16 protein-coding genes are annotated in these 15432 nt (G+C 73.1%); 8 read left to right on the top strand and 8 right to left on the bottom strand.

Annotated elements, in window-relative coordinates:
* Positions 1-62: 62 nt before the first annotated feature.
* Together ACH45E_RS01515 and ACH45E_RS01510 are read left to right on the top strand one after the other, a co-directional pair.
* Positions 63-989, top strand: a complete 927-nt coding sequence (locus tag ACH45E_RS01515) for an NADP-dependent oxidoreductase (protein WP_361436364.1) — start codon at positions 63-65, stop codon at positions 987-989.
* Positions 986-1711, top strand: coding sequence for a GNAT family N-acetyltransferase (locus tag ACH45E_RS01510; RefSeq protein ID WP_361436366.1), 726 nt, complete (start codon positions 986-988; stop codon positions 1709-1711). The genes ACH45E_RS01515 and ACH45E_RS01510 overlap by 4 nt, the downstream gene beginning before the upstream one ends.
* Positions 1712-1726: 15 nt before the next feature.
* On the opposite strand, the gene ACH45E_RS01505 is transcribed toward ACH45E_RS01510, so the two are convergent.
* Entirely contained in the window at positions 1727-2128 is a 402-nt protein-coding gene (locus tag ACH45E_RS01505; RefSeq protein ID WP_399039935.1) for a MarR family winged helix-turn-helix transcriptional regulator, read from the bottom strand.
* A 280-nt stretch (positions 2129-2408) separates the two neighbouring features.
* Between ACH45E_RS01505 and ACH45E_RS01500 the strand changes: the two genes are divergently transcribed.
* Positions 2409-3206 (top strand): putative protein N(5)-glutamine methyltransferase, encoded by a 798-nt coding sequence (locus tag ACH45E_RS01500; protein ID WP_361436371.1) that lies wholly within the window; start codon positions 2409-2411, stop codon positions 3204-3206.
* Here ACH45E_RS01500 and ACH45E_RS01495 read toward each other — a convergent pair.
* Entirely contained in the window at positions 3203-5290 is a 2088-nt protein-coding gene (locus ACH45E_RS01495) for a SpoIIE family protein phosphatase (RefSeq protein ID WP_361436374.1), read from the bottom strand. The genes ACH45E_RS01500 and ACH45E_RS01495 overlap by 4 nt on opposite strands.
* Positions 5291-5523: 233 nt before the next feature.
* On the opposite strand from ACH45E_RS01495, the gene ACH45E_RS01490 reads away from it, so the two are divergent.
* Positions 5524-6408: a hypothetical protein gene (locus ACH45E_RS01490; protein ID WP_361436894.1), complete on the top strand. Its 885-nt coding sequence runs from the start codon at positions 5524-5526 to the stop codon at positions 6406-6408.
* Between the two features lie 95 nt (positions 6409-6503).
* On the top strand, positions 6504-6878 hold the full coding sequence (locus ACH45E_RS01485) for a hypothetical protein (protein ID WP_361436376.1): 375 nt from the start codon (positions 6504-6506) through the stop codon (positions 6876-6878).
* 40 nt (positions 6879-6918) lie between these two features.
* On the opposite strand, the gene ACH45E_RS01480 is transcribed toward ACH45E_RS01485, so the two are convergent.
* Complete coding sequence (locus ACH45E_RS01480) at positions 6919-7329, bottom strand: tautomerase family protein (RefSeq protein ID WP_361436378.1); 411 nt, start codon at positions 7327-7329, stop codon at positions 6919-6921.
* A 160-nt stretch (positions 7330-7489) separates the two neighbouring features.
* Between ACH45E_RS01480 and ACH45E_RS01475 the strand changes: the two genes are divergently transcribed.
* Positions 7490-9505 carry an NADPH-dependent 2,4-dienoyl-CoA reductase gene (locus tag ACH45E_RS01475; protein ID WP_361436380.1) on the top strand — a complete coding sequence of 672 codons (2016 nt, stop codon included), beginning with the start codon at positions 7490-7492 and terminating at the stop codon, positions 9503-9505.
* 51 nt (positions 9506-9556) lie between these two features.
* On the top strand, positions 9557-10120 hold the full coding sequence (locus tag ACH45E_RS01470; protein WP_361436382.1) for a PadR family transcriptional regulator: 564 nt from the start codon (positions 9557-9559) through the stop codon (positions 10118-10120).
* Positions 10121-10131: 11 nt separating this feature from the next.
* Here the strand turns inward: ACH45E_RS01470 and ACH45E_RS01465 are convergent, their stop codons facing one another.
* Positions 10132-10674 carry a hypothetical protein gene (locus ACH45E_RS01465; protein WP_361436384.1) on the bottom strand — a complete coding sequence of 181 codons (543 nt, stop codon included), beginning with the start codon at positions 10672-10674 and terminating at the stop codon, positions 10132-10134.
* 179 nt (positions 10675-10853) lie between these two features.
* On the bottom strand, positions 10854-11831 hold the full coding sequence (locus tag ACH45E_RS01460) for a fibronectin type III domain-containing protein (protein ID WP_361436386.1): 978 nt from the start codon (positions 11829-11831) through the stop codon (positions 10854-10856).
* Between the two features lie 352 nt (positions 11832-12183).
* Here ACH45E_RS01460 and ACH45E_RS01455 point away from each other — a divergent pair, with 352 nt between their 5' ends.
* On the top strand, positions 12184-12891 hold the full coding sequence (locus ACH45E_RS01455) for a glycoside hydrolase family 75 protein (RefSeq protein WP_361436897.1): 708 nt from the start codon (positions 12184-12186) through the stop codon (positions 12889-12891).
* Positions 12892-12948: 57 nt separating this feature from the next.
* On the opposite strand, the gene ACH45E_RS01450 is transcribed toward ACH45E_RS01455, so the two are convergent.
* The 3 genes from ACH45E_RS01450 to dhaK are packed head-to-tail and all read right to left on the bottom strand — an operon-like array spanning position 12949 to position 15007.
* Complete coding sequence (locus tag ACH45E_RS01450; protein WP_361436388.1) at positions 12949-13359, bottom strand: PTS fructose transporter subunit IIA; 411 nt, start codon at positions 13357-13359, stop codon at positions 12949-12951.
* Entirely contained in the window at positions 13352-13969 is a 618-nt protein-coding gene (gene dhaL / locus ACH45E_RS01445) for a dihydroxyacetone kinase subunit DhaL (RefSeq protein WP_361436390.1), read from the bottom strand. Before dhaL ends, ACH45E_RS01450 begins: the two co-directional genes overlap by 8 nt.
* Before the next feature lie 45 nt (positions 13970-14014).
* Entirely contained in the window at positions 14015-15007 is a 993-nt protein-coding gene (gene dhaK, locus ACH45E_RS01440) for a dihydroxyacetone kinase subunit DhaK (protein ID WP_361436392.1), read from the bottom strand.
* Positions 15008-15432 lie beyond the last annotated feature (425 nt).

The raw sequence follows: 15432 nt of genomic DNA, 5'->3' as shown, positions 1-15432 counted from the left end.
TTGGCGCTGAGTGCCGACGCCGGTGCCCCGGCGACGGCAGCGCAAGGAGAGTGAGGAAGCAGATGCCCAAGGCGTACGTCTTCACGCGGTACGGCGGACCGGAGACCGAGGCCCTCGTGGAGGTGGACCGGCCGAGCCCCGGCCCCGGCCGGCTCCTGGTCGCGGTCCGGGCGGCGGGCGTGAACCCGGTGGACTGGAAGCTGCGCACCGGCTACCGCCGCCCCGGCGAGACCGGCGAGCGCCAGTTCCCCGCCGTGCTCGGCAACGAGGTCTCCGGTGTCGTCGAGGAACTCGGCGAAGACGTGAGCGGATTCGCCGTCGGGGACGAGGTCTTCGGCAACACGGCCGCCGGAGGGTACGCGGAGTACGCGGTGCTGCCCGCCCAGGTGGCCGCGCACAAGCCCGCCGCCCTCTCCTTCGCCGACGCCGCCACCCTGCCGGTCGCCGCCGCCACCGCCTACGACGGCGTGCGCCAGCTCGCCCTGCCCGCGGGCGCGACGCTGCTGATCACCGGCGCGGGCGGCGGGGTCGGAGCAGCCGCCGCACAGATCGCCCGTGCTTTCGGGCTGCGGGTCGTGGGGGTGGCGAGCGAGGGCAAGAAGGAGTTCGTCGAGTCGCTGGGCGCCGTGCACGTGCCCGCCGGGCCCGGCCTGGCCCGGCGGGTGCGCGCCGCCGCGCCCGCCGGCGTCGACGGCGTCTTCGACCTCGTCGGCGGCGAGGTGCTCGCAGAGGCGGCCGCACTGCTCACCGACCGGACCAGGCTGATCACCGCCGCCGCGCCCGAGCAGACCGTGGCGGACCTCGGCGGCGCCCGGGTGGCGCGCGCCCGTACCGCGGCCGTCCTGGACGCGGTGGCGGCGCTGGTCGTCAAGGGCGACCTGGACCCGCACGTCACCCGGACCTTCCCGCTGGAGCGTGCCGAAGAGGCCCTGCGCGCCGTCGAGGAAGGGCACGCCCGCGGCAAGATCGTGATCGAGGTCGCCCGATGACCGCCGAGACCCCGCACGTCCTCGACAACCCCGCCCGCGCCTCCCTGACCGGCCCGCACGCCCGCTTCGCCGAGCGGCGGGGCCGGGTCCTGCGCTACCCGGTCGACGTGTCCCCGTGGCTGGCCCTGCCCGACGAACCCGCCGCCGAGGACTGGGCGGACGTCGCGGCGCTGGCCGGACCGGGCGCCGAGGTGCCGCTGGCCGGCTTCGGCGGGCAGGTCCCGGACGGCTGGGAGATAACCTTCCACGTCGAGGGCGTCCAGCTGGTGGACGAGAGTCTGGCCGCCGTCCCCGACGCGGAAGCGGTCCGCCTCGGCCCCGCCGACGTACCCGAGATACTCGACCTGGTCGAACGCACCAGGCCGGGCCCCTTCCTGCCGCGCACCGTCGAGCTCGGCACCTATCTGGGCATCCGGCGTGAGGGTGCTCTGATCGCGATGGCGGGGGAGCGGCTGCACCCGCCGGGGTGGACCGAGATCAGCGCGGTCTGCACCGACCCCGCCTTCCGCGGTGAGGGCCTGGCGACCCGGCTGATCCGCGCTGTCGCGCACGGCATCCGGGAACGCGGCGAGACCCCGTTCCTGCACACCGGCGCGGGCAACACGGGTGCCATCCGGCTGTACGAGTCGCTCGGCTTCCGGCTCCGCCGCCGTACCGCGTTCCTCGCGGCCCGGGTTCCCGAGCGGCTGGCCGACGGCCTGGAGGCCGTGCCGGTGGCGTGACCGGGCGGTCCCCGCTCACTCCGCCCCGGCGACGTCCGGCGGCTCGGCGTTGTACCGCTCCAGGTACGCCGCGAACCGCGTCAGGTCCTCTTCCGGCCAGTCCGCCAGCCGCTCCCGGAAGGCCGTCCGGCGGCGCCGGGTGACCTGGGCGAGGATCTCCTGGCCGGCCTCGGTCAGATGCAGCAGCTGGACCCGGTGGTCCGCCGGGTCCAGGCGGCGCTCGACGAGCCCGGCCCGCTCGAGCGCGGACACCTGGCGGCTGACCGTGGACTTGTCCAGGGCGTAGTGCGCCGCGAGGTCGGTGGCCCGGCAGCCGCCGACCTCCTCCAGATGTCCGAGCAGCGTGTACGACACCAGCGACAGCTCCGGGTGCATGCGCCCCGCCGAGGCCCGGGCCCGCCGGGCGAAGATCGTCATCTCGCGCTGGATGGTCTCGATGGCCGTCCGGGCTGCTGTCACGGGTCCGCCTCCTCCGCCCTTCTTGCCGCACCTTCTGGTTGTAGAATACAACTGGCTGGGCCGGGGTAAGGTGGCCGTCCGGCTGCGGACTGTCCCGACCGCAAACCACCGAGGAGGTGAGACCCATTACCGCTGTATCAGCTGGGGTGCTCTCTCCTCGCGACGGAACGGATCACCCGCACCGGTGACCGTGTGAGCGCCCTTCGGTCCCAGGCCCGAAGAAAGGCTCTCGGCTTCCATGCCCCCTCTTTCCCCCCTTTCGCCCGACGCCGTCGTGACGGCGCTGCGCGCCGCCGGCTGCGTCTTCGCCGAGGACGAGGCGGAGTTGCTCCTCGCCGCCGCCCGCACCCCGGACGAACTCGCCACGATGGTGGACCGGCGCGTCGCCGGGCTTCCCCTTGAACACGTCCTCGGCTGGGCCCACTTCCACGGGCTGCGCATCGCCGTGGAGCCCGGCGTCTTCGTGCCCCGGCGCCGCACCGAGTTCCTCGTCGGCCAGGCTCTCGCCCAGGCGCCGGACGCGGCCGTCGTCGTCGACCTGTGCTGCGGCTCCGGCGCGGTCGGCGCGGCCCTGGCCGCCGCCCTCGGCCGGGTGGAGCTGCACGCCGCCGACATCGACCCCGCCGCGGTGCGCTGCGCCCGCCGCAATGTCGCCCCGTACGGCGGTCAGGTCCACGCGGGCGACCTGTTCGGGGCGCTGCCCGGCGGTCTGCGCTCTCGCGTGGGCATCCTCGCGGCCAACGTGCCGTACGTCCCCACCGGCGAAGTGGGTCTCCTGCCGGCGGAGGCCCGCGAGCACGAACCCCTCGTCGCCCTCGACGGCGGCCCCGACGGCCTCGACGTCCTGCGCCGCGTCGCCGCCGAGGCCCCCGACTGGCTCGCTCCCGGCGGCTGCCTGCTGGTCGAGACGAGCGAACACCAGTCCCCGGCGGCCCTCGACGCCTTCACCCGCGCCGGTCTGACCACGCGTCTGGCGGTGTCGGAGGAGCTGTACAGCCATGTGGTGCTCGGCGTGCGCCCCGCGCGCAGGGCCTAGGCCAGCTCCTGCGCCCGTGCGATGAGGAGCGCCACGTCGTCGTGGTTGTCGGGGTGGTGCATCGTCCGCAGGAGGAGGTCGCAGACCTCCTCCAGTGGGCGGGCCGGGTCGTCGAGGAGGGAGAGCAGGGCGTCCAGGCGTTCGTCGAGCGAGTGCCGGCGCGTCTCCACCAGACCGTCGGTGTAGAACACGAGTTCGTCGCCGGGGGCGAAGTCGACGGTGACGGTGGAGAAGCCCACGCCCCCCACGCCCAGCGGCACCCCCGTGGGCAGGTCGAGCAGCTCCGGCGGGCGGCCGGGACGCACGTGCGCCGGGGGCAGGTGACCGGCGTTGGCGATCCGGCACTGGCGCAGATGGGGGTCGTGGACGGCGTACACGCAGGTCGCGATGGAGTGGTCGAGAGCCGAGGTGGTCTTGTCGAGGTGCTCCAGGAGCACCGCGGGATCCAGACCGAGCGAGGCCAGCGTGGTGGTCGCGGTCCGTAGCCGGCCCATCGTCGCGGCGGCGCTGATGCCGCTGCCCATCACATCGCCCACGACCAGCGCCGTCTTGCCGTCCTCCAGGGGGATGACGTCGAACCAGTCGCCGCCGACCTCGCTGGTGGCCCCGGCCGGCTGGTAACGGGAGGCCACCTCGAGGCCGGTGGTCACCGGCGGACGGCCGGGCAGCAGGCTGCGCTGGAGGGTGAGCGCGGTGTCGCGGGCGTTCTGGTACCAGCGGGCGTTGTCGATCTGCACGGCCGCTCGGGCGGCCAGCTCCCGGGCGAGCAGCAGATCGTCCTCGCCGAAGGGCTCCGGGTTCCGGGTGCGCTTGAGATCGAGGGCGCCGAGCACCTCGCCGCGTGCGATCAGGGGTACGGCCAGATACGAGTGGATGCCCGCCCGGTCCAGCAGGGCGGCCGCCTCGGGGGAGCGGGCGATGCGCGAAAGGTCCTCGTCCTTCACCCGCGCCACCAGGACCGGGCGGCCGGTCCGTACGCACTCGGTGACCAGCCGGTCGGGCGCGTAGCGGGCGATCTGCCCGGGCGGGTCGGCGGCCCGCAGGGCGTCCTCCGCGTCCTCCGTGTCCGCCGCGCGGACGGCGAGGGCGCGGATCACCGCCGGTTCGGACGGTCCGAGGGTGCTGCGGCGGCCCTCGACGACCGCGTCCAGCAGGTCCACCGCCGCCACGTCGGCGAGTTCCGGCACGGCGACGTCGGCCAGCTCGCGGGCGGTGCGGTCCAGATCCAGCGTGGTGCCGATCCGCGCCGAGGCGTCGGCGATCAGGGCGAGACGGCGCCGCGCGGCCTCCGCCTCGACGCCCGCCCGGTACTGCTCGGTGGTGTCGACCATCGAGGCCGCCACGCCGAGCACCGTGCCCGTGGCGTCCTCCAGCCGGTACAGCGACACCGACCAGGCGTGGTCCTCGTCCGGGTCGGCCGGGGTGCGGCCCACCGTGGACCGGTCGACGAGCGGCGCGCCCGTCTGAAGGACCCGGCGGGCCGCGGACTCCAGCGCGTCGGCGTCCAGCAGCGGCACCACCTCGCGGAGGGTCCGCCCGAGGTGTTCCTCGGCCGGCACGCCGTTGATCTTCTCCAGCGCCGGGTTGACCGAGACGTACCGCAGCCGCGTGTCCAGGACGGCCAGTCCGATCGGCGACTGCTGCACCATCCGCCCGGACAGCGCGAGGTCCTGCTCCATCCGGCGGACCGTCGACTGATCCGCGGCCAGGCCCAGCGCGTACACGGCTCCCCGGTCGTCCAGCAGCCGCATGTTGCGGAACTCCACCAGGCGCGTGCTGCCGTCCTTGTGCCGGATGGGGAAGCCCCCGGCCCAGCCCTGCCCGGTGCGCAGCACGTCGGCGAAGAGCTCGCCGACCAGCTCGATGTGCTGCTCGTGCACCATCAGGCGGGCCGCGTACCGCCCCAGCGCCTCCTGCGCCGACCAGCCGAACAATTCCTCGGCCTGCGGGCTCCACAGCACGATGCGCCCGTCGGAGTCCAGCACCACCGAGGCCACACCCAGCACGTCGAGCAGCCCGCTCGGGCGCAGCGGTCCGCGCAGGGGCTCGCCGCCCCCGCCCACCGGAGCCTCGGCTGCACTCATGCCACGCACCGCCTCTTGCCGTCCGCACGGCACGCCTTCCCCAGTGCCGTCTCCCCTTGTTCTACCGTGCCCGCGCCGGACTCTTTGACGCTGGCGCCGACTTTCTCCACCGCGACGCCACAGAGTTCACGCCGCAGTTGCGTGATTGGTCTGTACATGACCATGGCGTCGGGCCAGACTGTCGGCCGACCGATCACCACCCCCCGCCCGAGGAGTCGGCCATGCCCGCGCCCCTGCCCGCATCCGTCCGGCAACGTGGTCACACAGCCCTCAGCGCACTCGTCGTCCTGGCCACCGCCGCCGCCCTGTCCCTCACCGTGTCCGCCACGTCCGCCTCCGCCGCCGGCACCTGGACCGAGACCGGTTCCGACCGCGCCGATCCGCTCACCGAGAGCCAGGGCCTGACCTCGGTCGAGGTCCCGGCCGGCAGCCCCAACCGGTACACCGGCATCGGCACCATCCCTTTCGACGTGAGCAGCCGCGGCTGGAACCACGTCGGCGACCCCGACGCCTCGTACGGCGGCTACTACATCGAGCCGTACCAGCGGGACTCCGGCAACTCGAAGATGTTCCGGGTGCAGGCACCCGGCGGCGCCTGGTCGGAGTACGTCCACACGCTGAGCTCCGGGGAGGCGCTGAACAACTCCTGGGTCGCGATCTCGCCCGACGGCCAGTGGATGCTTTCGGGGGAATACGGCACGATGACCCGCTTCCTGGTCTTCCCGGCCCCGGGCGCGAACACCTCCACCTCGCCCTCGGCGAACCTGCCGCAGGTCTCCACCGTCAACCTCGACCATGCCGTGCGCGACGTCCAGGGCTGCGACTTCTCCGGCCCGACGACGCTGCTGTGCTCCTCCGACGACCCCGAGGGCACGCTCTTCGGCATCACCAAGCCGCTCCTCCAGGTCGACCTGTCGGGCGCGCCGAACGGTACGGCGGACGTCTCCGGCCACGTCACGGCGCTGCGCCAACTGCCCCTGCGCAGTGCCTGCTCCGGCACCTTCGAGGCCGAGGGCATCGACTACGACCGGCGTACCGGCACCCTGCGCGTGATCGTGGTGTCCCCGGGTTTCTGCGTGCTCACCGACAGCAAGACGTACAAGTTCACGCGCGGCTAGAGGTGTGCCGGGTGGTCGGTGGTGCTTTCCTGGGGATGGACGCGGCTGGGCGGGGTACCCCGTTGCACCGCAGCGCGGCCAGGAAAGGAGCGATCATGAAGGACACGGAGCGGTCGCATCCGGAAACCGTCTCGGTGGAGATCAGCGGATACTCCAAGGATGACGCCCGACTCGTCTTCGAAGCGCTCAGCGCCTGCTTCGCCTCGGACCGGGCTCCCGAAGAGGTGCCGCAGCAGCTCCACGAGAGCCGTCCGATGGTGTGGCTCGGCACCTACGACGTCGCGGACACCCGCGGGCAGGGCTGCCCGCCGGTGCACCTCGGCTCACCCGTCCAGGCGGACGTCCAGGGCAGTTACTGGGCGGTGGACCGCTTCCGCCACAGCCTGGACTCGATGTTCACCGTTCAGGAGACCTGCACGGCCTCCGGCGACCAGGAGAGGGACCTCCACCTGCGTCTCGAAAGCCGCTGAGCGGAGTCACCGAGAGAGCCGCTGCCGGCTCTCCGGCCGCTCATGACGCCCCGGCCGCCCCATCGGCGCCCGGGGCGTACTGCGCCTCCCCGTGGCCGAGGGACCAGTCGACCGACTCGTTCTCGGTGACGGTGACGAGCACATTGCGCGGCTCGGTGCCCGCGTAGGCGTGGGCGAGCTCCGCGATCCGCCGGTACAGCGCCCGCTTCCGGCCGGGCGTGCGCCCCGACCGCATGGTGATCGCGACGAAGACGACACCCTCGTCCCGGTGGATGCCGAGGTAGTCGTCGTGGCGCAGGGTGCCGGTGATGCCGTCGTGGCCGGTGAGGACCTGGAACCGGTCGTCGGGCGGGATGCCGAGGGTCTCGACCAGCGCTTCGTGGACGGCGCGGCCGAGGGCTTCCAGGCGGGTGCGATCGGTGCCGAGGGCGTCGATGCGGACGAAGGGCATAGGGGGCTCCTGTCTGGGGCGGGCCGGGTGCACACTGATTGTACATACCAGTAGTTACAAAGTGGCCGGACTCACCCGCCCAGGTTTATGCAACTAGTTGCACAACGACCTCTCCCTCCTCTAGAACAGAGCCCAAGACACCGCGCACGGAGGGCCCCCGATGAGCCGTTACCCCCACCTGCTGAACCCCCTCGACCTTGGCTTCACCACGCTTCCCAACCGGGTGCTCATGGGCTCCATGCACGTGGGCCTGGAGGAGGCCGAGCGCGGGTTCGAGCGGATGGCGGAGTTCTACGCGGCCCGCGCGCGCGGGGGAGTGGGGCTCATCGTCACCGGCGGCATCGCGCCGAACGACGAGGGGCGCCCGGGTGAGGGCGGCGCCAAGCTCACCACCGAGGCCGAGGCCGAGCAGCACGCCGCCGTCACCGCCGCCGTGCACCGCGAGGGCGGGAAGATCGCGATGCAGATCCTGCACTTCGGACGGTACGCCTACCACGAGGACCTCGTCGCACCGAGCCCCATCCAGGCGCCGATCAGCTTCTTCCAGCCCCGCGAGCTCACCGACGACGAGGTCGAGCGGACCATCGACGACTACGCGCGCGCCGCCCGCCTGGCCCGGCAGGCGGGCTACGACGGCGTCGAGATCATGGGCTCCGAGGGCTACCTCATCAACGAGTTCATCGCCGCGCAGACCAACCACCGCACCGACCGCTGGGGCGGCTCGTACGAGAACCGCATGCGCTTCCCCGTCGAGATCGTCCGCCGCGTACGCGCCGCGGTCGGCGAGGACTTCATCATCATCTACCGGCTGTCCATGCTGGACCTGGTCCCGGGCGGCTCCTCCCTGGAGGAGGTCGTCACCCTCGCCAAGGCCGTCGAGGCCGCCGGGGCGACGATCATCAACACCGGTATCGGCTGGCACGAGGCGCGCATCCCCACCATCGCCACCTCGGTCCCGCGCGGCGCCTACACCTGGGTCACCAAGAAGGTCATGGGCGAGGTGTCCATCCCGCTGGTGACCACCAACCGCATCAACACCCCCGAACTCGCCGAGCAGTTGCTCGCGGACGGGTGCGCCGACATGGTCTCCGTGGCCCGCCCGATGCTCGCCGACCCCGACTTCGTCGCCAAGGCCGCCGCCGGCGAGCCCGAGGCCATCAACACCTGCATCGGCTGCAACCAGGCCTGCCTGGACCACACCTTCAGCGGACAGATCACCTCCTGCCTGGTCAACCCGCGCGCCTGCCATGAGACCGAGCTGGTTCTGGCGCCGACCCGGCTGGCGAAGCGCGTCGCCGTCGTGGGCGCCGGTCCCGCCGGTCTCGCCTGCGCCGTCAGCGCCGCCGAACGCGGCCACCGGGTCACCCTCTTCGACGCCGCGAGCGAGGTCGGCGGTCAGCTCAACGTGGCCCGCAAGGTCCCCGGCAAGCAGGAGTTCGACGAGACCCTGCGCTACTTCCGCCACCAGCTCGGCGCGCACGGCGTGGACGTACGGCTGAACACCCCCGTCGAGGCCGAGGACCTCACCGACTACGACGAGGTCGTCGTCGCCACCGGCGTCTCCCCGCGCACCCCCGACATTCCCGGGGTCGACCACCCCCGCGTCGTGGGCTACCTCGACGTGCTGCAGGGCGGCGCCCCCGTCGGCGACCGGGTCGCGATCCTCGGCGCGGGCGGCATCGGCTTCGACGTCGCGGAGTTCCTCACCGACGGCGGGGACCAGGCGAGCGAGGACCCGGCGACGTACTTCCGTCACTGGGGCGTCGACACGGACTACCGCGCGCCCGGCGGCCTCGCCGCCCCCGAGCGGCCCGCGCCGCCGCGCACCGTCCACCTGCTGCAGCGCAAGACCACCAAGGTCGGCGCGGGGCTCGGCAAGACCACCGGCTGGATCCACCGCACCGAGCTCAAGCACCGCGGGGTCACCATGGTCCCGGGCGTGCGCTACGACCGGATCGACGACGCCGGGCTGCACATCACCGTCGGCGAGGAGAGCACGGTCCTCGAGGTCGACACGATCGTGCTCTGCACCGGCCAGGAGCCGCGCCGCGGCCTGTACGAGAAGCTGGTCGCCGCCGGCCGCCCCGCGCACCTCATCGGCGGCGCCGACATCGCCGCCGAACTGGACGCCAAACGCGCCATCAAGCAGGGCACGGAGCTGGCGGCGGCCCTCTAGGGCCTGCTGGACGGCGCCGGAACGGCCCGGTGCCCTCCCTAGGATGAGTTCATGTCACTCCCGCACGCGATCCTCACCGCCCTGCTCGAGAAGCCGTCGTCGGGGCTGGAGCTGACCCGCCGGTTCGACAGGTCGATCGGTTACTTCTGGTCGGCGTCGCACCAGCAGATCTATCGCGAGCTGGGGAGACTGGAGGCCGAGGGGCACATCCGCACCCTGCCGGCCGAGCAGCCGGTCCGCGGGCAGAAGAAGAGTTACGAGGTCCTGCCCGCGGGCCGCGCCGAGCTGGCCCGCTGGACGTCCGCGTCCCAGGACCCCAAGCCGCACCGCGACGCCCTGCTGCTGCGGCTGCGCGCCGCGGCGGTGGTCGGCACGGCGGGCCTGGAGACCGACATCCGCCGCCATCTCGAGCTGCACCGGCGGCAGTTGGCCGAGTACCAGGAGATCGAGCGGCGCGACTTCCCACCGGACCGGGACAGCACTCAGGACCGGCTGCGCCACCTGGTGCTGCGGGCGGGCATCGACCTGGAGACCTTCTGGACCGGGTGGCTCACCCACGCCCTGGCCGAGTTCGGCGAGCTGCCGCGGAACACGGCCGGCGACGAGGGTGTCTGACCGGGCCCGGTTCAGAACCGGTACGGCTTCGAGCGGCGGCGCAGGATCCAGCCGGTGGCGATGAGAGCGATGCCCACCAGCCCCCCGCCCACACCGAGGGTCACGGGGCCGTAGTCGCGGGCGGCGCCGCCCACGCCACCCATGACGCCGCGCGACGGCGAGGGAGCGGACGTGGCGGAGATCGTCGGTCTCGACGGAGGCGCGACGACGACCGCCTGGGTGCCCGCGGTGATGCCGTTGGAACAGACGACCACGACGGTGTACGTCCCCGGGCTCACCCCCGACCAGGCGGCGGACTGGCTGATGGTCGTGCCCGCCAGGGCCACCTGCCGGCCCTGGGCGAAGTTCGCCTGGCTGCTCGCGATCAGGGAGGCGTTGCCCCAGCTGCCATTGTTCTGCGTACAGGCGCTGGTCGTCACCGACACCGTGGACCCGGTGGTGCTGACGGAGATCCCCGAGACGGCGCCGGCCGGCCCGGTGTACCCGATCGGGAGCGCGGCGGCGGCCGCCGCGGTGAGGCCGGAGCGGAGGAGAAGTCGAGTAGTGCTGCGCATTGGGCTGCCCTCCGGCGGCACGGTTGGCGGAACGTCCCATGCGCCGCCGGGGGTCGGGAAACGTCCGTGCTGCCTCAGGGCCAGCAAACGTGCCCCCGGGCCGTCCCGCAGGCGGACCGCACCCGTCCGGGTGAGGGATTGCCGCACCCGGGTGAACTCCGGGGCGCCGTCCGGCGCGTTCAGCCGCCCTGGCCGGTGGTCACGGTCCGCTCCGCCGAGAACCCGCCCCAGGTGCCGTCCGGCAGCCGGGCCCGGATCCGCACCCGGTGGACCACGCCCGCGTCCCCGCCCGCGTAGAAGCTGTAGGACGCCCGGCCGCGCGGCGGAGTCCCGCCCCACACCAGGGAGGTGGCGGGGCGCCCGTCCAGCCGGATCTGGTACTCCGTGACCACGCCTTCGGTGCGCGGCGGCACCCAGGACAGGTCGATGTAGTACGCACCGCCGGCGCGGTGGGCCGTGGCCCGGAACCCGGTCGGGGCGGTGCCCCGGCCGTCGTCGGAGCCCGGTGTGGTCAGCCGGACGGGGGCGCCGGCGGGCGAGAGGTTGTCGGCCGCGTCGCGGGCGCGGACGGTGAAGACGTAGCGGGTGCCCGGGCGCAGCCCCGTGACCACGGTCGCGGTCTGCCCGCCGCCGACGCTGTGGATCTTCACCCCGCCCTGGCAGATGTCGTACGACACCACGCCCCGGTCGTCCTCGGACGCGACCCAGGACAGCTGGACGGACCGGCTGCCGACCGCACGGCCCGCGGTATGCCCGGGGCGGCTCGGTGCCGAGCGGTCCGCCGTGACGGCGGCGGGTGTCCTCGCCCGGACCTTCCGGCTGGGCGGGCCGGTTCGCCCGTCCGTGTCCCGGGCCCGGACGGTGAAGACATACATGGTGGACGGCCTGAGCCTGGTGACGTCCACCATGTGCTGCGAACCCGGCACCTCCGTGATCTTCGTGGTGCCCCGATACACCTCGTAGACGCGGACACCGGCGCCACCGGTCACCGCGTTCCACATGACGTGCACGGTCGTGGCGCTCCCGGCCGCGGCGGTGACACCCGTCGGCGCACCCGGCATCCGGCCCTCGTCACCGGCCGGGCCGCCCCAGCCGCAGGACACCACCAGTGCCAGGGCACCGCAGACGACCACCGGAGGGAGGGGCACGCGTCGCACGACTCAGCCTCCCCCCGCAGCGCGGTCGGCACTGTCACCGCAATGGTCCGGACCAATATGACGCGTATGGCGTGATCACCTCAAGAGGGTGGTGTGATGGTCCTATTTGGCGACCGGCACGGGGAGTTACGTATGCTGAGCCACCTCATGGCCGAACTGCCCCCGAGATCAGGGCAGTTCACGCCTGGGGCGCGGGACGCTGTCGTCGCTGAACCCGCGCCCGCACGGGCGGCCGGGGCGGCCTGGCCCGACACGGGCTCAGGTCCCCGGCCACTCGGCCACTCATGGGGCGTCCGTTATGTCAGATTTGGCCGGGTTACCGCCCATGTCTCCCCATGAGAGGGTCACCATCGTGCGTGCCCAGGCACTGACGCTGGCCGCGGCCGGCGCGGCCGCTCTGTTCGTCCCGGCGACGCTGACCGAGCCCGCCGTCGCCGTACGGCCCGGCGGGGCAGCCGTCTCCCGGAGCGAAGGCCGGGTTTCGGCCGCGGACCTGCTGGCCAGGTTGCGCCACTGCGCCCCGGTCTCCCACGGCCGCTACCGCACCGACTCCTCGGGCTCGGCGAAGGTCCGGGTCTGCGGCACCCGGGAGGTGGTGTTCTGGACGGCCGACATGGACATCGACTGCGACGGCCGGCCCACCGCCCGCTGCAACCGCCGCACCGACCCGCTCTTCTCCTCCGCGACCGCCTACCAGCAGTCCGACGGCCGCCATCTGAGCGCCGAGCGCCTGCCCTACATCGTGGTGCCGGCCGGAAGCCGCATCTGGAACCCCCACGAGCACGGCGTCCGCGGCGGCTCGGTGGCCGCCGTCCTCTACCGGGGCACGGTGCGGTACGCGGTCGTCGGCGACACCGGCCCGCGCGACATCATCGGCGAGGCCTCGTACGCCACCGCCCGCAGCCTCGGGATCCCCACCGACCCGCGCACCGGCGGGGCGCCCTCCGGTGTCACGTACATCGTCTTCAAGGGCTCGCCGGTCGAGCCCATCGAGAACCACGCGGAGGCCGTGGCACGAGGAGAGCGGCTGGCGCGGCGATTCGTCCGGGACGGCGGTTGAACGGGCGGCCCGACGGCACCGCCGAGCCGGGACCGCCGAGCCCCGGGGTCTTCCCCGTCACACCTTCCGGTAGGTGTACGCGTCCACGGCCGCCGCCTCCACCGCGTCGAGGCCGGCGCCCGTCGCCGCAGTGACGACCGCGGCCACCGCGCCCTCCAGGAACGGGGCGTCCACGAGGCGGGAGTCCGGCGGCAGTTCGTCCCCCTCCGTGAGCAGCGCCTTCACGGTGAGCACCGCGCTGCCCAGATCAGTGAGCAGGGCGACCCCGGCGCCCTGGTCCACGGCCGCGGCCGCGGCCGCGACCAGCTCGGAGCTGGTCCCGATCCCGCCACCCTCGGTGCCGCCCGCCGCGGCGACCGGTACCGCCGTACCACCGGCGGCCAGCCTCCTGGCCAGCTCCGCGACGGAAGCGGCCACCTCCGCACTGTGCGACACCAGCACGATCCCGACCAGCCCGCCGTCACTCACCTGCCGCCTCCGCGCCCTCCGCGGCCTGCTCGAGTGCCGCGATCAGCAGCGCCGACGAGGTGGCCCCCGGGTCCTGGTGGCCGATGCTGCGCTCCCCGAGGTAGCTCGCCCTGCCCTTGCGGGCCTGCAACGGGATCGTGGCCTCGGCGCCCTCCTCGGCGGCGGCCCGGGCCGCACCGAAGCCGTCGCCGAGCGCATCGACGGCCGGCACCAAAGCGTCGATCATGGTCTTGTCCCCGGGGGCGGCACCGCCGAGGGCCATCACCCCGTCCACGCCCGCCCGCAGCGCCCCGGCGAGCTCTTCCTGGCTCACCTCGGCGGCGTCCCCGAGCGCCTTGCCCGTACGGCGCAGCAGGGTGCCGTACAACGGCCCGGCCGCGCCGCCGACCGTCGAGATCAGCTGGCGTCCGGCCAGGGTCAGCACGGCACCCGGCGTCTGCGGCGCCTCCTTCTCCAGCGCGGCCCGCACGGCCGTGAACCCGCGCAGCAGATTGCTGCCGTGGTCGGCGTCCCCGATGGGCGAGTCGAGGGCCGTGAGCCGTTCCGCCTCGCGGTCCACGGATGCGGCGGTCGCCGTCATCCAACGGCGGAAGAAGTCGGCGTCGAGCACTGGGTCTCCTCGCGTGGTAGATGGGTCTGACGCTCCGGCGCCGTATCACATACCCCAGCGCAGCGCCGGTGTGCGCACCGGCGCCTCCCACAGCCTGAGCAGTTCCTCGTCGACCTGGCACAGCGTGACCGAGGTACCCGCCATGTCCAGCGAGGTGACGTAGTTGCCCACGAGGGTGCGGGCCACGGCGACACCGCGCTCGGCGAGCACCCGCTGCACCTCGGCGTTGAAGCCGTACAGCTCCAGCAGCGGGGTGGCACCCATGCCGTTGACCAGTACGAGCACGGGACTGCGCGGGGTGAGGTCCTCCAGGATCGCGTGGACCGCGAAGTCGGCGATCTCGCCGGAGGTCATCATCGCCCGCCGTTCCCGGCCCGGCTCGCCGTGGATGCCGATGCCCAGTTCCAGCTCGCCGGGCGGCAGGTCGAAGGTGGGGCTGCCCTTGGCCGGGGTGGTGCAGGCGCTGAGCGCCACGCCGAAGGTGCGGGAGTTCTCGTTGACCTGGCGCCCGATGGACTCCACCCGCTCCAGCGGCTGCCCCTCGGCCGCGGCGGCGCCCGCGATCTTCTCCACGAACAGGGTCGCGCCGGTACCGCGCCGGCCGGCCGTGTAAAGGCTGTCGGTGACCGCCACGTCATCGTTGACCAGCACCTTCGCGACCTGGATGCCCTCGTCCTCGGCGAGCTCGGCCGCCATGTCGAAGTTGAGCACGTCGCCGGTGTAGTTCTTCACGACGAACAGCACACCCGCCCCGCTGTCCACGGCGGCCGCCGCCCGCGCCATCTGGTCCGGCACCGGCGAGGTGAACACCTCGCCCGGACAGGCCGCCGACAGCATGCCGTGACCCACGAACCCGCCGTGCAGCGGCTCGTGCCCCGACCCACCGCCCGAGACCAGCGCCACCTGACCGGCCACGGGGGCGTCCCGCCGTACGATCACCCGGTTCTCGACATCGACGGTCAGCTCGGGATGCGCCGCCGCCATCCCCCGCAGCGCGTCCGCGACCACGGTCTCCGGGACGTTGATCAGCATCTTCATGGTGTCTCCTCGCGAGCTCAGCACTGGGGCTTAAGACCTGTGTCTTCGCAGGTCACCGACGGTGAGAACAGTTTTCGATCTTGGCGGTTCGTTGCGGTCCGAGGCGGGTCGTGGCGGGTCTGTCGCTGACTTAACGCTGACTTCGGTGACGGGGTGTCAGGTGCAGTCGGCCGCCCGATGGAGGGGGGCGCCCGTACTGTCTATGGGCAGTATCGACCTTGCGCGAGCGAAGGTCACCTGGACGGTGGCTTTACGGATGCGCTGTGCCCCCGATCATTGGCGGCAGCGCTGTGAAGCCCGGTGGACACACGAGTGGGACCTCGTCGAGCCGGGCCGGCTGGAATGCCGTAGGCGCTGACGGCAACCGCGTCCGTCATGCCGCTGGATGCTCTCCTCTGGCATTGCGGCGATACGTCGCGCAGCGT

This window comes from Streptomyces sp. NPDC020299, assembly GCF_044387825.1.
Lineage (GTDB): Bacteria > Actinomycetota > Actinomycetes > Streptomycetales > Streptomycetaceae > Streptomyces.
The sequence above is the reverse complement of the archived record's forward strand: the minus strand, read 5'-3'. Positions and strand labels throughout refer to the sequence as shown.